The organism is Leclercia sp. 29361 (assembly GCF_011290365.1).
In the GTDB taxonomy this organism is placed as follows: Bacteria; Pseudomonadota; Gammaproteobacteria; order Enterobacterales; family Enterobacteriaceae; genus Enterobacter; species Enterobacter tamurae.
Genome location: NZ_CP049786.1, coordinates 3,172,067 through 3,194,476, shown reverse-complemented (window position 1 = coordinate 3,194,476; position 22,410 = coordinate 3,172,067). Strand labels below are relative to the sequence as shown.

Below are 22,410 nucleotides of genomic sequence, written 5' to 3'. Positions count from 1 at the left end.
TAAAGACCCGGCAGCGAGCGCTGCCGGGTTGAACAACTTACTTCGCCAGCAGCTCGTGCGCCGTGCGTTCCACCAGTGACAGCAGGACTTTGACATCCTCCAGCGTCACGATTGGGTTCAGCAGGGTCAGCTTCAGGCAGGTGATACCGTTATGCTCGGTCACACCGACGTTGGCACGGCCCGATTCCAGCAGCGCATCACCGATCTTCTGGTTGAGCAGCGCAATGGCCGCATCGTCCAGATTCAGTTCAGGGCGGAAGCGGAACAGCACGCTTGCCAGCTGGGGTGGCATCACCAGTTCCAGCTGTGGCTGTTCAGTCACATACGCGGCAACCTGCTGCGCCATGGTGACACCGTGATCGATGATCTCAGCGTATTTCTTCTGGCCCAGCGCCTCCAGGCTCATCCACAGCTTCAGCGCGTCGAAGCGACGGGTGGTCTGCAGGGATTTGGACACCAGGTTTGGTACGCCAGCCTCTTCGTCAAACTCAGAGTTAAGGTACGCCGCCTGATAACGCATCAGCTCATAGTGACGCGCCTCTTTCAGCAGGAATGCGCCGCAGCTGATGGTCTGGAAGAACTGCTTGTGGAAGTCCAGCGTCACGGAATCCACCAGCTCGATACCGTCGAGATAATCGCGATACTTCTCGGACATCAGCAGCGCGCCGCCCCAGGCCGCATCCACGTGAACCCAGATGTTCTGCTTCGCCGCCAGCTCTGCAATCGCACGCAGCGGATCGATAGCACCCGCATCCGTGGTGCCGGCAGTGGCAACAATCGCCAGAATCTGTTCGCCGTTGGCATTGCACTGCTCGATTTTCGCCGCCAGATCGTTCAGATCCATACGCGAACATTCGTCAGTTTTTACCTGAATAACGGACTGGTAGCCGAGGCCCATCAGCGCCATGTTCTTCTGCACGGAGAAGTGCGCGCTGTCGGAGCACAGAACGCGGATCTTACGCAGATCGCCCACCAGACCATCCTGCTGGACGGAGTGGCCCTGACGCGCGAAGAACGCATCGCGCGCCAGCATCAGACCCATCATGTTGCTCTGGGTGCCGCCGCTGGTGAAGACACCAGCGTCGCCAGGCTGGTAACCCAGACGGGTACGCAGCCACTCGATCAGTTTTATCTCGATAATGGTCGCAGACGGGCTCTGATCCCAGGAGTCCATGCTCTGGTTAGTGGCGTTGATCATCACTTCCGCCGCCTGGCTTACCACCAGGCTCGGGCAGTGAAGATGCGCCACGCACTGCGGATGATGCACCGCCAGGCTGTCTTTCAGGAAATATTCAACGGCACGCTCGATGGCGGTCTCGTTACCCAGCCCTTCCGGGCTGAAATCCAGGTTGATACGTTCGCGCAGCTCGGCGACCGTTTTACCCTGGTACATTTCCGGCTGTTTCAGCCACTGCATAACCGCCTGGGTGCTCTGCTCGATGGCCTGCTGATAGGCTTCGATGCTTTGCGCCGACGACGACAAAATCGGGTTTAAATCTGACATTGTATCCATTGTCTCCGGTTAGACTGGGCGAACGCCCGCAGCAAGCAGCGCCTGCTCAAATTTGTCCAGGAACACGTTCAGCTCCTGATCGCTGATCAGCAGGGAAGGCAGCAGACGCACAACGTTACCGTTACGACCGCCACGCTCCAGAATCAGACCGGCTTCGAAGCATTTCTTCTGGATCAGCGCAGACAGCTCGCCATCACCCGGGAAGCAGCCCATATGGTCAGCAGCTTCGTGCGGTTTCACGATCTCGATGCCGATCATCATGCCCAGACCGCGCACGTGACCGATGACCGGATAGCGTTTCTGCAGCTCAACCAGCTTCGCTTTCAGCCACTCGCCCTGGGCGGCAACTTTATCGGCAATGTTCTGCTCTTTGAGGATCTGCAGGGTGGTGAGGCCAGTGGCCATCGCCAGCTGGTTGCCACGGAAGGTACCGGTATGGTGACCAGGAGACCAGGCATCGAACTGCTTTTTGATACCCAGCACGGCCAGCGGCAGGCCGCCACCGACAGCTTTGGACATCACGACGATGTCTGGCTGGATACCTGCGTGTTCGAAGGCGAAGAATTTACCGGTACGGGCAAAGCCTGCCTGAACTTCGTCGAGGATCAGCAGAATGCCGTGCTCTTCGGTCACTTTACGGATGCGCTGCAGCCACTCAACCGGTGCCGGGTTCACGCCGCCTTCGCCCTGAACGGCTTCCAGGATCACAGCTGCAGGTTTACGCACGCCGCTTTCAACGTCGTTGATCAGGTTTTCGAAGTAGTAGGTCAGGGCTTTCACACCCGCTTCGCCGCCGATACCCAGCGGGCAGCGGTACTCGTGCGGGTAAGGCATGAACTGCACTTCTGGCATCATGCCGTCAACCGCTTCTTTCGGAGACAGGTTGCCGGTCACGGACAGCGCGCCGTGGGTCATGCCGTGATAAGCACCGGAGAAGCTGATAATGCCGCTGCGGCCGGTCACTTTTTTCGCCAGCTTCAGCGCGGCTTCAACAGCGTCCGCACCGGATGGGCCGGTAAACTGCAGGCAGTACTCTTTGCCCTGACCTGGCAGCATGGAGAGCAGGTATTCTGAGAACGCGTCTTTCAACGGCGTGGTCAGATCCAGGGTATGTAACGGCAAGCCGCTGGTAATGACACTTTGGATGCTTTTCAGCACATCAGGATGGTTATGACCCAGCGCCAGCGTTCCCGCTCCGGCCAGGCAATCCAGATACTCTTTATTATCCGCGTCGGTGATCCACACCCCGTCCGCCTTAGTAATAGCTAAAGGCAGTTTGCGCGGATAACTCCTGACGTTGGATTCCATTTCAGCCTGACGGGCCAGATAGGTTTCGTTAGTTTTGAAAGAAGAGGCATTCAAAGTATCAATACGGACTTTATCCGTCATCATATCACTCCTACAACCGCAGCTCAGCACGTGGCCACGATTGAATAATTAATTAAGAAAATGAGAAGGGCATCAAAAATCGCGGCCAATATAGAGCCTTTTTGCGTAGGGCTCAATGGTTAATTGTTTATCGTTTTGTTACGCGCGTTGAAACAACGCGCGTAAGCCGTAACCCCGCATGGCAACTGAGGTTTCCTGGGGGGCACTCCGGGGGAAAAAGTGGGGTATTTTAGAATGCTTTAGGACTACTTTGAACAACGTTCAGAATCCCGTGATCGCGACCATGGGTTTTATTCCATGACGCATCAGTGACGCCGTCCGCGTCGAGAGAAATCGACAGGATATAACCGGCTCCTTTGATCTCGTAAAAATTAGCATTCAACCGCTTCACCGTGGCTTTTTTGCCGTTGATGATGGCCTGGGTGAAGCCATTGTTGATGGTGGCTTTGATACCGTTAGCGCTAAAAGAGGCTTCGCGCAGCGGATCGGCAACATGGGCCGCCTGGCCATGTTGTACGGCGTCATGGGCATTTTCTAAGGCCTGTTTTTCGGCAGCAGCATTGATCGTGGCCTGACGGTTCTGGTCTGCGATATAGCACGCATCACGGCTGACGCCTTTTGCTTCACACTGCGCTAACCGCTGCTCTTCAGAGACGCAGCCCGCCAGCAACACAGCAACTACACCCACCAACAGAATCTTTTTCATACATTAACCTTAAAGGAGTGAGGAAGGTTTTCCCCGGTTGTTGATTCGATAATTATTATTGGCCTGGCCACTTTTTGCTGGTGTCTATATTAGAGACGCAACAGTGGCGCGCGCTGAATATCACGCAAGGGGCGTTTTCTCAGGTTGACGAAGATCACATTTAGCACGGATAGCTAAAAACTTGAGATTTGTCCTGGTGAATGGTTACTCACGAGTTACGGGAAGGTTTAAGGTATGTATGTCCTAGTTGTGCTGAGAGAAACGTTAGAACTCAGAAAGGTTAGCGCATTCCATTTTGCACGCGATTTATTCTACTGCAATGTATGTAATTGATATGATCGGTCTTAGGCGATTTCTTTATAATAGAACTACAGGGGCATTGCTACCCCTGATTGTTCAGAAAATTATTCAGCTCTAAATTTAAACATAATTAATAAAACGATAAAGCACAATGTTCCAATTACCATTGAAAAATATTTTATATAAAACCATGAAATGTCACTTTTGTCTAAATTTTTAAAAAAAATAATTTCCTCTTGTGTTAATGTCTTTTTTGTTGCTGGAAAATTCGTGAAAAGCAATGCGCAAATCAAATAGGACTCTTTATAACCCCAAAAGAAAAAACCACCATTTTTCCCCACTATCATTGAGAATGGTGTATACCCAAACTGTTTTTTAAATTTTTCGACTATAGCATCAAATTTTCTTTCTGTTAATTTACCATAGATTAGATAGAATAAAAAAGATAGAAAAAATAAAGACAGTAAAATGATTAAAGATATATCAAAGGGTTTCATTCAGTCTCCTCGAACAGGGTATAGAGCGAGTTACCTACTTTCTCTCCTCCCCAGTTGCCAGCCGTACCACCAGCGAAACCTAGAGTTCCACCAGCGATAAGTGTACAAGCCAGGCCTGCTGTTCCAGCGGTTCCAATGCCAAGGGCGATACACGGAGGAACTGCAAGAGAGCCTGTTAAAATACTGCCACCAACTCTCCCTGAGAAACTGCCTATTTCAGTGTATTTCTTCCTGATGCATTTAGCTTCACGACCAATTGAGCAAGCCTCATTTATCTCATTCATTGAGTAAACCGCACTGAACCCAATACCTACGTAGCCAGTATATTTCATAGCTTTAACGTATTTAGCTGCTCGTTCAATGTGAGTGGCATAGCCTTCAATGTCACTGATCCCCGTTCCATTCCATTTGTGGGTAATAGAACTGCTGGAGAGGCCGAGCGCGTTTTTTATTTTGGTATACTCTCCGAATTTCATCGCCTTATTCAGGAAGCTAACTTTGAGTATAGACTCAAGCTCTTTAAATAACTGGCTACGTCTCACGTAAAATTTTTCACCAATCAACGCACCTCTTGTTAAGTAGGTATTCTTATATGTATCCTGGATCTCTTTAAGAATTTTTTCGATATTCTCAAAGTATTTCCCAACAGGATCAGCGGCAAGGCCAATTCCAGTATCAGCGTATCTGGTGAAATTAGCTATGGTGGCGTAATGCTTATGGAGGAAGTTAGCTTCCTGGTGTGTCAACGGTTCCAGTGCGGTATCAATGCGCTGTTTTGCCGCTTTCATGTGAGCGATTTGTTCGTCGTCCTGCATTTCAGGATCAACCAGAAGCATAATCGAACCGGCTTTAAAGCTTTTGGCTGCCCCGTTCAGCGTAGCGAATAGCTCTTTGGCACCTGCTGGTGGAGTGCCTGTAAATAGCAGACGTTGCCAGGCTTCTGTAGTACCGCCGTAGGGGAGCACGGCGAAACCTGCATCTGTGCCTTTTTTCCTTTTCGCTGTCTGGGCGTGTTGTTCTGGTTCTGCCTCTGAACTTAAGTTCGGCATAAGTGCATTTGGTACAAGAGCAACAGCCGCAGCACTTGAATTTTTTGATAGATATGGAGTTTCTTGTTCGTAACAGTCAGGAATAGAAGGGATGAATTTGGCTTTGCAGGGGCAGGAACTGATACTATCCAGTGTTCCAGCCAGTCTTCTACCTTTGCCCCAGATGTCAGTGGTACCACCCAGTATTTTATATGTACCAGGATGCTTTCCGCATGACACCAGGTCACCTTCGCGCGCTCCGGCTACACCATACCAGCTTAGTGTTTCATCCCCTGTGAGTATCTTCCCTTTACAGGTTGTTGGATCACCAACCCGTAGATAAAAACCTAGCGCCATAATTCTCTCCGTTTGTTATGTCAAGATTTATGATGGCTATTCTATAAACAAAAACCTGGCAAGCAACAAACATCATACTTAAGTTAAATTTATTTTGTTTATATCAGCTTGGTTGAGTGTTGATGTAAATCAACCCCCAATTTGCTTTTCACGTTGAAAATATCACGATGCTTTTGTAACTGTATCAAGTACCGCCAATCATTGCTTATTTCAGGGATGAAAAGTAGAGTGCAACGGCGATTATTGCATTCGATTCGTCATAATGTCTGCTTTTCGGCATTGGCTGACTGGGTGAAAAACATTCGGCACCTACAGCAAACCTGAGGTCAAAGGTAAAGAGGAGGGATCGCTAAACGATATTGACATACGTTCCCCTTATCCTCTGCTTCTTTTGTGATTGATGGGTTGGACAGGGAGTAAACGGTTAGAATGAGAATAAGCCAAATAAAAATATATTTGGCTTTTTTTGTCACGCTTTGATAAATAGATAAGAGGAAATGACATTAGAAAGGAGTAAAATAGTAGTTATCAAAAATAATGTGAACTTGACTTTTAGCCATGATGTCATTTCATTGGGTAAAGTTCTGATGAAATCATAATGGTCTGAGTTCATACCTCTAACTATGAAATTGCTTTTTTTTACAATGAGAGGGAAGAAGAAATAAAAATATTTTTGGAATGTAAAAAATAGCCCCCCTGCCTGGGCAAGTATTATTCCATTTGGTAGAAATCCAAATCGCTCGCGGAAAAGTTCACACAATATAATATGATGCTTATTTTTTAATGCGGAATACCCATATGTTATGATTGTAGAAACCATAAAGAGTACGAATAAAATAGCAGATGTAATATTCACGCTATTTACCTATCGAGTTATAAATCATCTCACCAAAGCCTTCACCTTTGTCTGAGAAGTATTCACCAGCAAGGATACCGCCACCACTCCCAAGTATTACACCACAGGCTAATGCGCCAGCCCCACCCACCTCTATTGTTGTAACACCCAAAACTAAAGAGCAGATACCCATACCAATAGCACCTCCTGCATATCCGCCAGCAAGCCCCCCTGCGAAACTACCAATCTCAGTATATTTTTTCCTATTACATGCAGCCTCTCGACCGGTTGAACAAGCCTCATTTATCTCATTGATTGAGTGAACCGCACTAAACGCTATTCCAACGTAACCAGTATAACGCATCGCTTTGGTATATTTAGCCGCTCGCTCGATATGCGTTGCGTAACCTTCAATATCACTTATCCCTGTTTCATTCCATTTATGAGTGATTGAACTGGTAGATAAGCCAAGCGCATTTTTAATTTTCGTATACTCACCAAACTTCATGGCCTTATTCAGGAAACCAACTTTGAGCACACGGTCAAGTTCAGTGAATAGCTGAGCACGTCTAACATAAAACTGTTCGCCGATTAATGCACCTCTTGTTATGTAGGTATTCTTGTATGTATCCTGGATCTCTTTAAGAATCTTTTCGATATTCTCAAAATATTTCCCAGCTGGATCGGCTGCAAGCCCTATACCTTTATCGGCAATATTAGAGAAGTTAGCAATCGTGGCGTAATGCTTATGGAGGAAGTTAGCTTCCTGGTGTGTCAACGGTTCCAGTGCGGTATCAATGCGCTGTTTTGCCGCTTTCATGTGAGCGATTTGTTCGTCGTCCTGCATTTCAGGATCAACCAGAAGCATAATCGAACCGGCTTTATAGCTTTTGTCTGTACCGTTCAGCGTAGCGAATAGCTCTTTGGCACCTGCTGGTGGAGTGCCTGTAAATAGCAGACGTTGCCAGGCCTCTGTAGTACCACCACAGGGGAGAACAGCAAAACCTGCATCAATACCTGTTTTCTTTTTAGCTGCCTGTGCGTGTTGTTCTGGTTCTGCTTGCGGTTGTTGAGATGCAGCAAAAGCGGCTGCTGCGGTTGCCGCTTCTGCCAGATACCTTGCCGTCGCCTGAGAAGGGGATTCACCTGGGCCTATCCAGCCCAAAGGGGCTATGATTCGGTTAGAACCAGAAGGGCATCCACATAAAACGATACAACTGTCTACGGCGACAGGGATCTGGTGAATTGTGCGGTGTGGCTCACCTTCAACAACTTTCCCTTCTTTGCCACATTTCAGGCAAGCGGTGGTCTTGTCACCCAGAACAATTGGGCGGCGACCAAGGATGTTACCAAAAGAAAGTGATGGGATGAGTTTTGCGCCAGTTGTAGTTTGATCACCAAACAAAGCCATTCCCCGCCCTAAAACGTTTGGACGCATTCCCCCCATTTACGCCACCTTTGCAACAGTCAGAAAATCGTCTGGCATTGATTCACTCTCGCGAACAGTGAACACTAATCCATAATCTGGGGTGCTGATAATCACATCTCCGTTATCAAGCAAGCTACCAACCAGCGCAACTCCTTTACCTTCCCATTCGCTTAACTGCCCGGCGCTGGAGATGATGACAGCCTTCGTTCCGTCTGGATAAGTAACGGTTGCACCTTCTGTAATCATGCTGACCCATTGACCGTTATCAAGCTGGACTTTCATACCCTGGCTCGGATCTGGGTTAGGTTCATCTACAATGCCACCCCGAAGAGTGAGACTTCCGGCAACGGCTGCGCGATAGATGGCTATAACTGGATGGTGTTTGGCGTACTCTTGCTGTTCGATAACGAGTTGGCGGGCTTCTTCATTCATTTCGGATAGTTGCTTGTCGGCATAACGGGCAGCTTCAAAAGATGCGCTGATTTCCAGGGTAAGATCGTTGTTGTACTGTTTCATAAGTCCCTCTACTTGTTATAGAAATAATCACAGAGGTCATTTTACAAGCAATAACCACATGCACAACAAGTATTAGGCCTAAGTGAAACTATGTTTCTTGCATCGCTCCTTTTTTGCTGGCTGGGGTGGGGGTTATAAAAGGGGTTATGCGTATTTTCACAGTGAAGAAGCGATAACCAGGAGGGCGAGCTTGCGTCAGCATGCCACTTCCCCTAAGCTGGCAAAAAGTAAGTTAATTTGTACCAAATGACTCGGGGTGCCCTTCTTCGTTGAAGGCTGAGAAATACCCGTACCACCTGATCTGGATAATGCCAGCGTAGTTTTTTCAGGTGTGTTGAAAAACAACAACTTACACAAGTTTCTACCACAACGTAGATTCTTGAGGTAAGTTCATGAAAGCACCACAGGCTGTAAAATATACAGAATACCGCTCTAACGGCTATCAAACTCAAATCCCTTTCCCGGATGGTTCACGACTCCGCAAAGCTCTACTCACGAAAGACGCTAAGCAAGCGGCTAGGGTGATGACGTTGCTCAATCCTCTTATCTCACGAATCAAAACAGGTGAGGTTAGTAAGGATGATCTTTGCTCACATATTGATGACTTGATTAATCCAACTCACGAACAGAGAACCTACTCAAAAGTAATCTCTAATCGGGCAGCTATTGCCTGTACTCCTGAGCCGGATAAATATCTATCCCTTGCTGATGCTTGGGAGTTATGCCAACACATTAAAGGTACAGGTAACAGTAAACCATTAAGAGGTAAGAAAGTTACTGGTGCATGGTCGCGTGATCGTTCTATTAACGTTAACCGTCATATGCAAGTGCTCTTTGAATTGTTTGGAGCCGATAAGAATATTCACACCATCACGGAAGAAGATATGTTGATGGTGAAAGATGTGATTAAAAATATGCCTAAGCGCCGCCTTGCTCAATACAGCGGTTTAAGTATTGGTGAATTACTTGCTTGCGATGATGTATCCGATGAAGATAAAGCGGGTAACTCAACGTTAGTACAGCATTTCAAAACCTTCTCGTTATTCTTCAAATCATTCCTTACAGATGAAGAAAGGATATTAGAGAGATCTCCTATTGAGCGTATCAGCATCAAAGAAGTATGAATCGCCACGGATAATCTAGACACTTCCGAGCCGTTGATAATACTGGTTTTCATATTCTGTCGGTGACATCTGATCGCTGGAACCATGCCGACGCTTACTGTTATAAAACATTTCGATGTAATCAAAAATATCACTGCGGGCTTCTTCCCGCGTTCCGTAGCTCTTTTTCTTTATCCGTTCGCGTTTCAACAACTGGAAAAAGCTTTCTGCAACCGCATTATCATGGCAGTTACCGCGACGGCTCATGCTGCCCTCCAGGCCGTGTGATTTCAGGAACGACTGCCACTCATGGCTTGTGTACTGACTGCCCTGATCCGAATGAACCAGCACCTGTTTTTGGGGATTACGCCGCCATACAGCCATCAGCAGTGCGTTCAGGGCAATGTCCTTTGTCATCCGGGATTGCATGGACCAGCCGATAATTTTGCGTGAGAACAGATCAACAACCACGGCAAGATACAGCCAGCCTTCGCGGGTCCTGATGTAGGTTATGTCCGTTACCCAACGCTCATCCGGAGCATCCGGATTAAACTGTCGCTGGAGCCTGTTGGGCGACACGATACTGGCCTCGCCTTTACGTGCCCGCGGGCTCCGGTATCCGACCTGAGCCTTTATCCCGACACGTTTCATCAGTCGCCAGACTCTGTTCACTCCGCACTGTTGCCCGCTGTCCCGCAGATCCAGATGGATTTTGCGATAACCATAGACGCATCCCGATTCCAGCCAGAACTGTTTAATCTGTCCTGTCAGTCTCAGGTCTGCCTGATGGCGTTGTGAATGCGGCTGCTGAAGCCAGGCGTAAAAACCACTGGGATGAACATCCAGCACCCGACAGAGCAGGCGAACAGGCCAGCAACAGGAGTTGTCACGGATAAAGGCGTACCTCAGTCGGACAGCTTTGCGAAGTACGCCGCGGCTTTTTTTAATATGTCCCGTTCGTCGGTAACCCGCTTCAGCTCTTTCTGGAGACGGCGGATCTCGGCCTGAGCATCTGACTGTTCTTTATTAATGGAAGGATCCGGACCGTACTTCTTTATCCAGGCGTAAAGGCTGTGGGTGGTGATATCGAGACGTGTTGCAACGCTGGCAACAGAATAACCGCGATCAACAACCTGTTTGACTGCTTCAGTTTTAAACTCTTCGGGATAACGCTTACCGCTCATGGGCACCTCTCTTTAAGCCATCTTAAATGACTCGGAGGTGTCTGTTAAACCCGTGGCGATTCACAACATCAAGAGTAGCTAACCCCTCACGCCAGATGCTAGTAATAGGTGCTGGTTCAAACTGACAACGGTACTCAATGATTTGAGCAGTAGCAGAGAAAGTTAATAACGATAGTGAAGCAATGATGAAGCGCCCCATATGCAGTTTAGATGACCTGCCCCCAGGATTAGATACAAGGCTCAGTTAGTAATGTCGGATCCTTCACTCTCAGAATTACCCTTTCTCCAGCTCGCTGCAAATTCAGACGGCGTCTGATAATTCAGCGTGGAGTGCGGGCGACATTCGTTATAATCCTGACGCCATTCGCTGATGGTTTTCCTGGCATGATTGACGTCGCTGAACCAGTGTTCATTCAGGCATTCATCGCGAAAGCGTCCGTTAAAACTCTCAATAAATCCGTTCTGCGTCGGCTTGCCGGGCTGGATAAGTCGCAGCTCCACTCCATGCTCAAAGGCCCACTGATCGAGCGCGCGGCAGGTAAACTCCGGGCCCTGATCGGTTCTTATCGTAGCCGGATAGCCGCGAAACAGCGCAATGCTGTCCAGAATACGCGTGACCTGCACGCCTGAAATCCCGAAGGCAACAGTGACCGTCAGGCATTCCTTTGTGAAGTCATCGACGCAGGTAAGGCACTTGATCCTGCGACCAGTAGCCAGCGCATCCATGACGAAATCCATCGACCAGGTCAGGTTGGGCGCCTCCGGGCGGAGCAGCGGCAGACGTTCTGTTGCCAGCCCTTTACGACGACGTCTGCGTTTAACGCCCAGCCCGTTCAGATGATAAAGGCGGTACACGCGCTTGTGATTAACCAGAAGCCCTTCACGGCGCAGTAACTGCCATATGCGGCGGTAGCCAAAACGCCTGCGCTCCAGTGCCAGTTCAGTAATGCGCCCTGATAAATGGGCATCAGCCGCCGGACGCTGAGCGTCATAGCGGCAGGTCGACAGGGACAAACCTGTGAGTCTGCAGGCACGACGTTGCGACAGACCGGTCGCATCACACATCAACACCACGACTTCGCGCTTCTGGTCTGTCGTCAGTACTTTCGCCCAAGAGCCACCTGAAGCGCCTCCTTATCCAGCATGGCCTCGGCGAGCAGCTTCTTGAGTCTGGCGTTCTCTTCCTCAAGCGACTTCAGGCGCTTAACCTCAGGCACCTCCATGCCGCCATACTTCTTACGCCAGGTATAAAACGTGGCGTCGGAAATGGCGTGCTTACGGCAGAGTTCACGGGCAGAAACTCCGGCTTCAGCCTCGCGGAGAATACTGATGATCTGTTCGTCGGAAAAACGCTTCTTCATGGGGATGTCCTCATGTGGCTTATGAAGACATTACTAACATCGCGGTGTATTAATCAACGGGGAGCAGGTCAGCATCAGTCATTATTAATACCAATCCCTTATGTTTGTTTGATCACGTACATTAAGAGAACTACAGAAGCCCCTTCATATGAAAAGGAATCTCTCTGCATAGAGATACTGATTATATGTTGGGGCTTTTTTGTTTACGCAGGAACAAGGATAGTTAAAATGAAATTCAAAGATCTGAATGTTGGTGATTCGTTTGAATCAAAAAACTATGGAATATTCATAATTGAAGAGATACTTAATTCAAAGAATATCATAATCTGTTTCCCTGATACTGGTTATAGAACTACAGTTCAAGCTGGTAGCATCAGGAGCCGTAGCGTAAAAGACTCATTGAAACCTACAGTGTATGGGATTGGAGTTAAAGGTTACGAACTACCTTCTCAAGTTAATGGGAAGATGGTTAAAGAGTACGTTTGCTGGAAGGAAATGATCAGAAGGGTTGCAGATGAAAGACATTTAGAGCGTTTCCCTACATATCGTGAATGCTCTGTATGTGAAAGATGGTTGTACTATCCTAATTTCTACCATGACATTAAGAGTTTACATGGTTATCATGATTGGTACAACTGTGATAAGTCTCATCAATATAGCTTAGATAAAGATATTCTGATTCCTGGAAACAGAATTTATTCCCCTCATGCTTGCCAGTTCGTTACAGCAACTGAGAACAGTTTAGATGCAAATCGACGCCGCCATAATAAGCATTCAAAAGAAGCCCGCTAATGCGGGTTATGTAATATGTGTTATCGGGTTATTATTGCTCTCTTCTCTATCCATAGTGATAATCTTTCACACTTCACTTCAATACTTTCATTTAATCGAAACTTAACAAAGATACAATTGTGTTTCTTTGAAACATCACCTTCAATCATTGCCGTTTTAACACCTTGCTTTGTATTAATTATCATAAGAGCTAGACGTAAACTTTCAATATAAAAATGAGCATGTAAACCTTTTGTATACCCATAAAGAAAATGATTGGTAGTATAATGTATATCAAAACCCTTCAAACAAGGTTGAATAACTTCTTTTTCGAATGCTTCATGCTCCGGATTGACGAGTGGCCTTTCTCTTCTGATTTGATTAAAATTACCAATCAATTCTAAAGGTGCTACAGGAGGTGTGTAATTCTGTATTGACTCATCAGCGCTTATTATTCCCTTTTTCTCATGTCTTAACCTTTCGAAGATGTTTAAAATTTTTTCTACGTCATGTACGGTTAAATTTCTTACTTCTGTAATTCCCTCAAAGCCATTTCGGTCGCTATAAATCTTATTGGTGAAAAAACTTAGCAATGATTGTTCTATATTAACTGCTTCTTTTTCCTCACCGATAAAGACAGATGATTTTATAATAAAGTTATGTTTGAAGCTGTTTATCCTAACCCTGTGATTGATCTCTTCTACTCTTCTATGGGGGTCATTTGATATACCTATCTTGTAAATTCCAGTATTCAAGGAATCTTTCAAAAGATAGATATGATAGTTATAACCTCTGGAAGATGAACAACTAAAACGATCACCAACCCAATAATCTCTTTCAATTCTTGTATTACTAGATCTTCCGGCGCTTCTATTTCCTTTACTCATGTCAGAAAACCTTGCACGATAGTTAATTAATATGCGAATTCATAAATACCAGGTAGTGCGTACTCAACTTTTTCTTTTATTGGCATTTGCCAACGTAAAAGTTTTCTCTCTGTACTTAAGCTATAATGCTCAACAGACCGAACTTCATCTATAAATTCACTATTTAAACTTAACTCGAGCGCTTGTATTATTATCATGCAAGCATTCCAATATGCATTTATTGCTATTTTTATGTCATCCTCACATGAGAATTTCGTAATGAATTTTTTACTTACGTTATCTTCACCAGGAAATTTCATAACGTAGAGATCTTTATTTTCAATTGGTTTGAAAAATAAGATTCTATGCATATTGTCAAGAATAGTCTCAATAGATGCTATGTAATTAAATAATGAATTTACATTATCGCGTTGTGGGTTATCTAATTTTTCTTTCAATGCAATCCATAGATTATCTACTCGGCGTACGAAATTTTCATCAGCGATGAATACACCAGAACTAGTAGACGCCATTGGATAAGCATATCTATAAACTGAATAACAATTTTCAAACTCTAAAGTATATTTTTCGCCAACTACCAAAAAGCTTTTAAATGGTAAGCTTTCAAACATCTCAATAGTGTTTTTTCTATGAGAGTAAAAACCATCGGCCTTGTTTTTTCTTTCTGCTTCTTTTATCTGTTTATCAGTCTGAATGGTTCGATGTATGTTATTTACAACTACGCCAAAGGGAATTGATAAGGATAATAATCCTAACGGCAATTTGCTGATTTCAATGAATTTATTAAATCCATCTGCATCAAGTTTAAGATCGTATTCTCTCCAGCATATAAACCCTATCATTAAGAATGAAACTATAGGTATTATGATCGCTGCTTTAAATAATTGTTGATGAGTTAGAGGCTCAGCATTCATGTTGAATGCTTTAACCTTAAATAAATAGAAAATATGTAGTGCTAAATATAAGAGGAAGAGTGCAAATATACCTGAATTCAATGTCATTTTATCATGCCTTTGATATTTTATTATTGGTAAATTTTGGATCGCATAATAAAGAGTGCTAAAAGCAGCTTCACAAACACCCCAAGTATAAGTTTAGCTATTAAACTAACGCTTTTAACTCTCTTTACTATGAAATCTGATTGTCAATTCTAAATTGTTTTTGTGCCGAATGAAAGCGGGTTTAATATTTCGGATGATTTATAACCTTGCTCAATCCTCTTCTGTCAACCCTCCTCCCTTAAATCCCTCTGGCTCCCATGTACAGCGCTAGCGTTGCCGGATTAATGATGCTAACACTAACCTCTCTCACGTTACTACAGGCCGTTAGATAGCGGTTTCTCACGGCAATTATGTTTGTGGTAATTGTGGTAAAATATGTGGTAATCGTGTGGTAAATGGTTAATTAATGCCCAATCCATTGAATGAAAACAGCCACTCAGTTATAATCCGCTAAACACTTGATTCTTGTGTAATTTGACTCGGGGTGCTTTCCTTGTGAAGGCTGAGAAATACCCGTACCACCTGATCTGGACAATGCCAGCGTAGGGAAGTCAGATGCCCTTCGGGCAATCGCTTCTTCGCGCAAGGCAGGAGCGATACCATGCAGCCTGACCTGCTCAATTTACACGCCTTACACCATTTCCGAACCCGTTCCCCGCTGACCCACTGTATGACCAACGACGTGGTGCAGACCTTTACCGCCAACGTATTGCTGGCCCTCGGCGCATCACCGGCGATGGTGATCGAAGCCGAAGAGGCTGAACAGTTCTCCGCTATTGCCGATGCGCTGCTGATTAACGTCGGGACCCTGACCGCCTCGCGTGCCCAGGCGATGCGCCGGGCGATTGAAAGTGCGGTGGCGGCGGGTAAACCCTGGACGCTCGATCCGGTGGCCGTTGGCGCCCTGGCGTACCGGACCCGTTTTTGTCAGCAAATTCTCGCCCTCAAACCGGCAGCCATTCGCGGCAATGCCTCTGAAATTCTGGCCCTTGCCGGGATGAGTGCAGGCGGACGCGGCGTCGACACCACCGATACCGCCGCCAGCGCGCTGCCGGCAGCCCAGGCGCTGGCCCGGCAGACTAATGCGATTGTGGTGGTGACCGGGGAGGTGGATTACGTTACTGACGGGCTGCGGACCCTGACCATTACCGGCGGCGATCCGCTGATGACCCGCGTGGTGGGCACCGGTTGCGCCCTATCGGCGGTCGTGGCGGCCAGCTGCTCACTGCCGGGCGACCGACTGGATAATATCACCGCGACCTGCGGCTGGATGAAACGGGCCGGGACGCTGGCGGCAGCGCAGAGTCGTGGTCCGGGCAGTTTTGCCCCGGCGTTTCTGGATGCCCTGTGGGATCTGGGGGCGCAATCATGAAACGGATTAATGCCCTCACCATCGCCGGCACCGACCCGAGCGGCGGGGCCGGGATCCAGGCCGACCTGAAAACCTTCTCGGCGCTTGGGGCCTACGGCTGCTCGGTGATCACCGCCCTGGTGGCGCAGAACACCCGCGGGGTGCAGTCGGTCTATCGCATCGAGCCGGACTTCGTGGCGGCGCAGCTGGAGTCGGTGTTCAGCGATGTGCGCATCGACACCACCAAGATCGGCATGCTAGCCGAAACCGATATCGTCGAGGCCGTGGCGGAGCAGCTCCTGCGGCATCGGGTCAAAAACGTGGTGCTGGACACGGTGATGCTGGCGAAAAGCGGCGATCCGCTGCTGTCACCCTCCGCCGTCGACACGCTGCGTAAAAAGCTGTTGCCGCAGGTGGCGATGATCACCCCCAACTTGCCCGAAGCGGCGGCACTGCTGGATGCCCCGCATGCACAAAACGAGCGAGAAATGAAAGAGCAGGGCACTGCGTTACTCGCCCTGGGTTGCGGTGCGGTGCTGATGAAGGGCGGTCATCTGGATGACGCTGAAAGCCCCGACTGGCTGTTCACCCGCGAAGGAGCCACGCGCTTTACCGCCCCGCGTATCAACACCAAAAACACCCACGGCACCGGCTGTACCCTCTCCGCCGCGCTGGCAGCGCTACGTCCACGCCATGACAACTGGCCCGATACGGTGCAGGAAGCCAAGCGCTGGCTCTCTGCCGCGCTGGCTAAAGCCGATAGTCTGGAGGTGGGTCACGGTATTGGTCCGGTACACCATTTTCATGCATGGTGGTAAGCCTTATACTGGCAGGACACATCAGGCCTGAGAAAAACAGAGATGGAACAAGCGCATACCCGGCTAATTGCTCAACTGACTGAACGGATCGCTGCCCCTGACAATACGCCGCTGTATCTGAAGTTTGCTGAAACCGTAAAAAATGCGGTGCGCAGCGGGGTGCTGGAGCATGGAAATATTCTGCCAGGCGAGCGCGATCTGAGCCAGTTGACCGGGGTGTCGCGCATTACCGTGCGTAAAGCGATGCAGGCGCTGGAAGCAGAGGGTGTGGTGACGCGCGCCCGTGGCTACGGGACGCAAATCAATAACATTTTTGAATATTCACTCAAAGAAGCGCGCGGGTTTTCTCAGCAGGTGGTGCTGGGCGGTAAAAAGCCCAATACGCTATGGGTCAATAAGCGCGTGGTGAAGTGTCCGGAAGAGGTCGCTGCTCAGTTGTCGATTGCCCCGGAAAGTGATGTCTTTCTGCTGAAACGTATTCGCTACGTGGATGATGACGCCGTCTCGATTGAAGAATCCTGGGTTCCGGTGGCACTGATCCAGGACCCGGACGCCATTGGTATTTCGCTGTACGACTACTTCCGCAGCCAGAATATCTTTCCGCAGCGTACCCGTTCTCGCGTCAGTGCCCGCATGCCGGACATTGAATTTCAGACCCACATTAAAATGGATGACAAAATACCGGTGCTGGTGATCAAGCAGGTTGCGCTTGACCAGCAACACCGGCCCATCGAGTACAGCATCAGCTACTGTCGCAGCGATCTATACGTTTTTGTGTGCGAGGAGTAACTCCTCGCGCGTGGGGGCACAATCTCCCCCGCGATGGCTGACCACCCAGGCGGCCACGGCATTGCCCAGCATCACGGCCTCAGCAATACCCCATCCCGCCGCCAGGCCGGCAAGCGTGCCACCTGCGTGGCTGTCGCCTGCACCAATGGTGTCGACCACGGTGGCCGGAAAGGCAGGAACATGACCCGAGGCGTCAGCGTCATACCAGATCGCACCATCTTTGTCGTGACGGACAATCAGCACTGAGCCGAACCGTTGCTGCCAGTGGGCACCTAGCATCTCATCCTCTACACCCCATCTTTCAGCGGCAAGTTGTGCCTCCTGGCGATTGAGCGACACGATCGGCTTGCAGGCCATAATCCGTGTCATCAGCGCATCAGGAATATCCGCAATCCGTGGCCCAAAGTCGATAAACGTGGTCACGTCCTGAAGGCCTTCCAGCCAGCCTGTCAGTAACTCACCGCACGGCGATGCCAGCTGATAACCGGACAGATAGACCAGACTATTTTGCGGCACGTTAAGCGCATCAAGCCAGGGCTGCTGCCACTGATTCTCCACCCCGCTAAACGACATAAACGTTCGCTCGCCGTCAGGCTCCACCAGCGCCAGGCACCAGCCGTTATCGCCGGTTTCGGCTTCCACCACGCTGTGAAGATCCTGTCTGGCCATCGCTTGACGAATAATGTCCGCCCACACGCCATGGCCGACGGGCAGCGCATTTTGTGCGGTGATCCCCAGGCGTTTCAGGGCGATGGCAATGTTTAACGCGCAGCCGCCGATGTTGACGCCCTGCTGTTTGAGCTCGATATCACACCCGCGCCAGGGCAGGGCGTAGGCATCGGCGATAACGTCAATCACCGCTGCCCCCAGTACCGTGACCGGGCGTGTGGCGTGTAATGCGTCAAGACGCCGGGAAAAAGAACTCATACCGCCTCCCTTTGCTCCCGGTAGTGCAGGAGTTTTTCGCCATAATGGCCAAAATCGAGCTGGTTAACGGCGTCGAGTTCGTCCTTTAGCCCCGGGTCAATCGCCTGCACGCCGTGCAGGGCCCCACAGATAGCCGTTGCCATCGCGCCAATGGTGTCCGTATCACCGCCCAGATTGGCGCATAACATGGCGCAGCGGTTCGGGTCAGTACCGGCCAGCTCGACCATCGCAATCGCCGCCGGAACCGACTCAATGGTACTGGTTCCCGCCCCGACGAGTTGATACACCTGCTCGCTGGCGGACTCTGTGCCATTGGCATCCCGCACGGTTTTAAGCGCCAGCTCAATGCGCGCGGCAAGCGACGCACTGAAGGTGGTGGTGTTGGCTTCCTGTGCAGAGCGGGCAACAGCCGGCAGGGCATCGGCAATGTTCTGCCAGCGCTCACCGTCGATGGCGCACGATATCGCCCACGCAATCACCACCGCACCGGCGATGGCAAGGTCCGATTTATGGGTCGGGCTGGAGGCCAGCGCGACCTGTTCAACAAAGTGCTCCAGACGCGAAGCCGGGAGCAGGCAGCCCAGCGGGGAGGCGCGCATCGCTGCCCCATTGGTGACGCCGTTGTTTTCCAGTTCGCTGACCGGCTTGCCGTCGCGAATGGCGTTGAGGGCGATTTTCGATGTCGGGCCGAGTACGTTCTTATTAAAGGCGTCGAAGTCGAGCGCCCAGTGCAGGATGTGTTTGCCGATAACATCCGCATCAATCTGCCCGTCGCACTCGATAATCGCATCGGCCAGACACAACGCCATTGAGGTATCATCGGTGAACTCAGCGCGGTCGAAATAACAGGCCGCGTTATTTTCCGCCGGGCCGGGCAAGAAACGGTCAATCCAGCCGAAATGCGCTTTTACACGCTTTCTCGGCCACAGCTCCGATGGCATGCCCATCGCATCCCCTAAAGCCTGCCCGTAAAGCGCACCGAGAATACGTTGTTGTTTCATTTAACTTCCCCTTGTGTCAGCGCGGTATCGCCATCAACCACCTCAATTGCGGTGATCTCTTTATCCGATTCGCGGAAAAACAGCATAAACAGCACGGCAATCACCGCAATCATGATTGCACCAAACGTCCACATTCCGGCCCAGTTGAAGGTCAACCCATTCACCGGCTCTTTGTAAGCGAACATTTTTTCCATCATTACGCCGCCCAGACGGTAACCCAGCAGGCTACCAAAGCCCTGACAGCATAGCGTAATCAAGCCCTGCGCCGCGGTACGCATATGCGCCGGCGCTTTTTTGTCCACGTAGATGTACGCGGTCACGTAATAGAAGTCGTAGCTCACGCCGTGCAGCAGGATGCCGAGGAACAGCAGGGCGTAGGTGAAGTATTGTTCCGCTCCGCCGTAAACAAAGAAGCCATAGCGAATGGCGGCGGTGATAAGACCCAGCAACAAGACCTTCTTAATACCAAAGCGTTTGGTAAAGAATGGCAGAGCCAGCATAAAGAAAATTTCTGAGAACTGACCGAGCGTCATCCAGCCCGTCGCGTTTTTCATACCCACTTCCGTCAGATATCCGGTGGCGAAGATGTAGTAGAACGCCAGCGGCATCGCGAACAGGAACGAGCAGAAGAAGAATACCAGGAAGTTCTTATCGCGCAGCAGGATCAGCGCATCCAGCCCCAGCATCACCTTGAAGTCCAGCTTGCCGGTACTCTTCGGCGGCGTATTCGGCAGGAACAGCGCGAACACGCCGAGCAGGGCAGAGCTGGCGGCGGTCATCAGCAGCGGAATATTGGTGTCGGAGATATCGCTATAGCCCATCATCTGCGGCAGGAACCCACAGGCCAGGCCGGAGGCGATCCAGCCGATAGTGCCCATCACGCGAATGCGTGGGAAATCCGCCTCGACATCGTCAACATTAGCAAAAGCGATACTGTTGGTCAGGGCGATGGTCGGCATATAGGTCAGGGAGTAGGCCAGCAGCAGCGGGAAGAAGGTGCTGAACTGGGTTTGTTGCGCGGCGAAGTACATCAGAATGGCACCGGCAAACATCAGCACCGCCAGCACTTTCTGAGCAGCAAAGAAGCGATCGGTCAGCGAGCCGACCAGGATTGGCGAGAGGATCGCTGCAATCGCGGTACAGGCATAAGACCAGCCGATTTCTCCGGCGCTGAAGCCGCTTTTACTCAGCCACAGCCACAGCGGCACAAACCATGCGCCCCAGATAAACCATTCAACAAACATCATGAATGACAGTTGGACTTTCGTTTTCATTGTTTAATCCTGCATGTCAGAGAGGGTACGCCTTTAACATACCATTCAATGATACCTTTTAAATACCTTTGTGGTGATTGTTTGATCGGTGTAACAAAATTGTTGTACACGAAACGCGCCAGCGACCGGTACGGAAAAAACGCTGCGGGCGGTGGAAATAGAGGAGAGGCAGTACCAGGCTTAGTCTGCTCACAAAAATGTGAGCCTGGATAATTTGCGCCGACATCACGTCGGCACTGACGGGAGGAAAACCATGACTGATATTACGCAATTGCTGGGCAAAGATGCCGACAGCCTGTTACAGCATCGTTGTATGACCATTCCAGCCGACCATCTTTACCTGCCGGGTCACGACTACGTCGACCGCGTGATGGTGGACAACAACCGTCCGCCAGCGGTGCTGCGAAACATGCAGACGCTGTACAACACCGGACGTCTGGGCGGGACGGGGTATCTGTCGATCCTGCCAGTGGACCAGGGCGTGGAGCACTCCGCGGGTGCGTCCTTTGCCGCCAACCCGCTCTATTTCGATCCGAAGAACATCGTGGAACTGGCGATTGAGGCGGGCTGTAACTGCGTGGCCTCCACTTACGGCGTGCTGGCGTCGGTCTCGCGACGTTACGCGCACCGCATTCCGTTCCTGGTCAAGCTCAACCACAACGAAACCCTGAGTTACCCCACCGAATATGACCAGACGCTTTACGCCAGCGTTGAGCAGGCTTTCAACCTCGGCGCGGTCGCGGTGGGTGCTACCATCTATTTCGGCTCAGAGCAGTCGCGCCGTCAGATAGAAGAGATCTCAGCCGCCTTCGAGCGTGCCCATGAGCTGGGTCTGGTGACCGTGCTGTGGGCCTATCTGCGTAACCCGGCCTTCAGCAAAGACGGGACGGACTACCACGTTTCTGCCGATTTAACCGGCCAGGCCAACCATCTGGCGGCCACTATCGGGGCGGACATCGTCAAGCAGAAAATGGCCGAAAACAACGGCGGCTATACCGCGGTGAAGTTTGGCTATACCGACGATCGGGTGTACAGCAAACTGACCAGCGATAACCCCATCGACCTGGTGCGCTACCAGCTGGCGAACTGCTATATGGGCCGTGCCGGGTTGATCAACTCCGGCGGCGCGGCAGGCGGGGAAACCGATCTCACCGATGCGGTGCGCACGGCCGTTATCAATAAACGCGCGGGCGGGATGGGTCTGATCCTCGGTCGCAAGGCGTTTAAGAAATCGATGGCCGATGGCGTGAAGTTGATTAACGCCGTGCAGGATGTCTATCTGGATAAGAAAGTGACCATCGCGTAACCATACTGCCGGGTGGCGACTACGTCTTACCCGGCCTACAAACTTCATTCAAAAATCCCTCCCGATC

20 protein-coding genes and 2 riboswitches are annotated in these 22,410 nt (G+C 49.9%); of the genes, 6 read left to right on the top strand and 14 right to left on the bottom strand.

Annotation, left to right across the window (positions count from 1 at the left end; genetic code table 11):
- Positions 1-37: 37 nt before the first annotated feature.
- From G7090_RS15325 to G7090_RS15290, 7 genes are all read right to left on the bottom strand, one after another.
- A complete protein-coding gene (locus tag G7090_RS15325; RefSeq protein WP_166182971.1) occupies positions 38-1,504 on the bottom strand; it encodes an aspartate aminotransferase family protein in 1,467 nt (488 codons plus the stop codon).
- 18 nt (positions 1,505-1,522) lie between these two features.
- Positions 1,523-2,905: a diaminobutyrate--2-oxoglutarate transaminase gene (locus G7090_RS15320; RefSeq protein ID WP_039031094.1), complete on the bottom strand. Its 1,383-nt coding sequence runs from the start codon at positions 2,903-2,905 to the stop codon at positions 1,523-1,525.
- Positions 2,906-3,131: 226 nt separating this feature from the next.
- Entirely contained in the window at positions 3,132-3,608 is a 477-nt protein-coding gene (locus G7090_RS15315) for a hypothetical protein (protein ID WP_166182970.1), read from the bottom strand.
- Between the two features lie 404 nt (positions 3,609-4,012).
- Entirely contained in the window at positions 4,013-4,405 is a 393-nt protein-coding gene (locus G7090_RS23810) for a hypothetical protein (protein WP_242685329.1), read from the bottom strand.
- A complete protein-coding gene (locus G7090_RS15300; RefSeq protein ID WP_242685328.1) occupies positions 4,402-5,790 on the bottom strand; it encodes a PAAR domain-containing protein in 1,389 nt (462 codons plus the stop codon). The genes G7090_RS23810 and G7090_RS15300 overlap by 4 nt, the downstream gene beginning before the upstream one ends.
- A gap of 857 nt (positions 5,791-6,647) precedes the next feature.
- Positions 6,648-8,036 carry a PAAR domain-containing protein gene (locus G7090_RS15295; protein WP_166182969.1) on the bottom strand — a complete coding sequence of 463 codons (1,389 nt, stop codon included), beginning with the start codon at positions 8,034-8,036 and terminating at the stop codon, positions 6,648-6,650.
- Positions 8,037-8,072: 36 nt separating this feature from the next.
- A complete protein-coding gene (locus G7090_RS15290) occupies positions 8,073-8,570 on the bottom strand; it encodes a hypothetical protein (protein WP_207630075.1) in 498 nt (165 codons plus the stop codon).
- A 242-nt stretch (positions 8,571-8,812) separates the two neighbouring features.
- Positions 8,813-8,910: riboswitch (TPP riboswitch) on the top strand.
- A 52-nt stretch (positions 8,911-8,962) separates the two neighbouring features.
- Here G7090_RS15290 and G7090_RS15285 point away from each other — a divergent pair.
- Entirely contained in the window at positions 8,963-9,694 is a 732-nt protein-coding gene (locus tag G7090_RS15285; protein WP_166182968.1) for a hypothetical protein, read from the top strand.
- 15 nt (positions 9,695-9,709) lie between these two features.
- Here G7090_RS15285 and G7090_RS15280 read toward each other — a convergent pair.
- Together G7090_RS15280 and G7090_RS15275 are read right to left on the bottom strand one after the other, a co-directional pair.
- Positions 9,710-10,857 (bottom strand): IS3 family transposase gene (locus G7090_RS15280; RefSeq protein WP_166182117.1). Its coding sequence is split into 2 segments (ribosomal slippage): positions 9,710-10,620 and positions 10,620-10,857, totalling 1,149 coding nucleotides; the frame shifts between segments, so codons are not numbered across the junction.
- 240 nt (positions 10,858-11,097) lie between these two features.
- Positions 11,098-12,218 (bottom strand): IS3 family transposase gene (locus G7090_RS15275; protein ID WP_118929462.1). Its coding sequence is split into 2 segments (ribosomal slippage): positions 11,098-11,960 and positions 11,960-12,218, totalling 1,122 coding nucleotides; the frame shifts between segments, so codons are not numbered across the junction.
- A gap of 228 nt (positions 12,219-12,446) precedes the next feature.
- On the opposite strand from G7090_RS15275, the gene G7090_RS15270 reads away from it, so the two are divergent.
- Positions 12,447-13,010 carry a hypothetical protein gene (locus tag G7090_RS15270; RefSeq protein WP_166182967.1) on the top strand — a complete coding sequence of 188 codons (564 nt, stop codon included), beginning with the start codon at positions 12,447-12,449 and terminating at the stop codon, positions 13,008-13,010.
- Positions 13,011-13,030: 20 nt separating this feature from the next.
- Here G7090_RS15270 and G7090_RS15265 read toward each other — a convergent pair whose 3' ends face one another.
- Positions 13,031-13,876, bottom strand: a complete 846-nt coding sequence (locus tag G7090_RS15265; RefSeq protein WP_166182966.1) for a GIY-YIG nuclease family protein — start codon at positions 13,874-13,876, stop codon at positions 13,031-13,033.
- A gap of 26 nt (positions 13,877-13,902) precedes the next feature.
- Positions 13,903-14,877: a hypothetical protein gene (locus G7090_RS15260; RefSeq protein ID WP_166182965.1), complete on the bottom strand. Its 975-nt coding sequence runs from the start codon at positions 14,875-14,877 to the stop codon at positions 13,903-13,905.
- 470 nt (positions 14,878-15,347) lie between these two features.
- Positions 15,348-15,443, top strand: a riboswitch (TPP riboswitch).
- A gap of 35 nt (positions 15,444-15,478) precedes the next feature.
- Here G7090_RS15260 and thiM point away from each other — a divergent pair.
- From thiM to G7090_RS15245, 3 genes are read left to right on the top strand one after another with little or no spacing between them, the layout of a single operon-like run.
- Entirely contained in the window at positions 15,479-16,249 is a 771-nt protein-coding gene (gene thiM / locus G7090_RS15255) for a hydroxyethylthiazole kinase (RefSeq protein WP_166182964.1), read from the top strand.
- Entirely contained in the window at positions 16,246-17,046 is an 801-nt protein-coding gene (gene thiD / locus G7090_RS15250; RefSeq protein WP_166182963.1) for a bifunctional hydroxymethylpyrimidine kinase/phosphomethylpyrimidine kinase, read from the top strand. Before thiM ends, thiD begins: the two co-directional genes overlap by 4 nt.
- 42 nt (positions 17,047-17,088) lie before the next feature.
- On the top strand, positions 17,089-17,835 hold the full coding sequence (locus tag G7090_RS15245; protein WP_106993533.1) for a GntR family transcriptional regulator: 747 nt from the start codon (positions 17,089-17,091) through the stop codon (positions 17,833-17,835).
- On the opposite strand, the gene G7090_RS15240 is transcribed toward G7090_RS15245, so the two are convergent.
- From G7090_RS15240 to G7090_RS15230, 3 genes are read right to left on the bottom strand one after another with little or no spacing between them, the layout of a single operon-like run.
- Complete coding sequence (locus G7090_RS15240) at positions 17,809-18,762, bottom strand: PfkB family carbohydrate kinase (RefSeq protein ID WP_166182962.1); 954 nt, start codon at positions 18,760-18,762, stop codon at positions 17,809-17,811. The genes G7090_RS15245 and G7090_RS15240 overlap by 27 nt on opposite strands.
- Positions 18,759-19,763, bottom strand: a complete 1,005-nt coding sequence (locus G7090_RS15235; RefSeq protein WP_166182961.1) for an ADP-ribosylglycohydrolase family protein — start codon at positions 19,761-19,763, stop codon at positions 18,759-18,761. The genes G7090_RS15240 and G7090_RS15235 overlap by 4 nt, the downstream gene beginning before the upstream one ends.
- Complete coding sequence (locus G7090_RS15230; RefSeq protein ID WP_106993530.1) at positions 19,760-21,037, bottom strand: nucleoside permease; 1,278 nt, start codon at positions 21,035-21,037, stop codon at positions 19,760-19,762. The genes G7090_RS15235 and G7090_RS15230 overlap by 4 nt, the downstream gene beginning before the upstream one ends.
- 253 nt (positions 21,038-21,290) lie before the next feature.
- On the opposite strand from G7090_RS15230, the gene fbaB reads away from it, so the two are divergent.
- Positions 21,291-22,343, top strand: a complete 1,053-nt coding sequence (gene fbaB / locus G7090_RS15225; protein ID WP_106993529.1) for a class I fructose-bisphosphate aldolase — start codon at positions 21,291-21,293, stop codon at positions 22,341-22,343.
- Positions 22,344-22,410 lie beyond the last annotated feature (67 nt).

Coding starts and splice junctions, on each gene's coding strand:
- G7090_RS15325 (WP_166182971.1), bottom strand. CDS start 1,504: ATGTCAGATTTAAACCCGATTTTGTCGTCGTCGGCGCAAAGCATCGAA.
- G7090_RS15320 (WP_039031094.1), bottom strand. CDS start 2,905: ATGATGACGGATAAAGTCCGTATTGATACTTTGAATGCCTCTTCTTTC.
- G7090_RS15315 (WP_166182970.1), bottom strand. CDS start 3,608: ATGAAAAAGATTCTGTTGGTGGGTGTAGTTGCTGTGTTGCTGGCGGGC.
- G7090_RS23810 (WP_242685329.1), bottom strand. CDS start 4,405: ATGAAACCCTTTGATATATCTTTAATCATTTTACTGTCTTTATTTTTT.
- G7090_RS15300 (WP_242685328.1), bottom strand. CDS start 5,790: ATGGCGCTAGGTTTTTATCTACGGGTTGGTGATCCAACAACCTGTAAA.
- G7090_RS15295 (WP_166182969.1), bottom strand. CDS start 8,036: ATGGCTTTGTTTGGTGATCAAACTACAACTGGCGCAAAACTCATCCCA.
- G7090_RS15290 (WP_207630075.1), bottom strand. CDS start 8,570: ATGAAACAGTACAACAACGATCTTACCCTGGAAATCAGCGCATCTTTT.
- G7090_RS15285 (WP_166182968.1), top strand. CDS start 8,963: ATGAAAGCACCACAGGCTGTAAAATATACAGAATACCGCTCTAACGGC.
- G7090_RS15270 (WP_166182967.1), top strand. CDS start 12,447: ATGAAATTCAAAGATCTGAATGTTGGTGATTCGTTTGAATCAAAAAAC.
- G7090_RS15265 (WP_166182966.1), bottom strand. CDS start 13,876: ATGAGTAAAGGAAATAGAAGCGCCGGAAGATCTAGTAATACAAGAATT.
- G7090_RS15260 (WP_166182965.1), bottom strand. CDS start 14,877: ATGACATTGAATTCAGGTATATTTGCACTCTTCCTCTTATATTTAGCA.
- thiM (WP_166182964.1), top strand. CDS start 15,479: ATGCAGCCTGACCTGCTCAATTTACACGCCTTACACCATTTCCGAACC.
- thiD (WP_166182963.1), top strand. CDS start 16,246: ATGAAACGGATTAATGCCCTCACCATCGCCGGCACCGACCCGAGCGGC.
- G7090_RS15245 (WP_106993533.1), top strand. CDS start 17,089: ATGGAACAAGCGCATACCCGGCTAATTGCTCAACTGACTGAACGGATC.
- G7090_RS15240 (WP_166182962.1), bottom strand. CDS start 18,762: ATGAGTTCTTTTTCCCGGCGTCTTGACGCATTACACGCCACACGCCCG.
- G7090_RS15235 (WP_166182961.1), bottom strand. CDS start 19,763: ATGAAACAACAACGTATTCTCGGTGCGCTTTACGGGCAGGCTTTAGGG.
- G7090_RS15230 (WP_106993530.1), bottom strand. CDS start 21,037: ATGAAAACGAAAGTCCAACTGTCATTCATGATGTTTGTTGAATGGTTT.
- fbaB (WP_106993529.1), top strand. CDS start 21,291: ATGACTGATATTACGCAATTGCTGGGCAAAGATGCCGACAGCCTGTTA.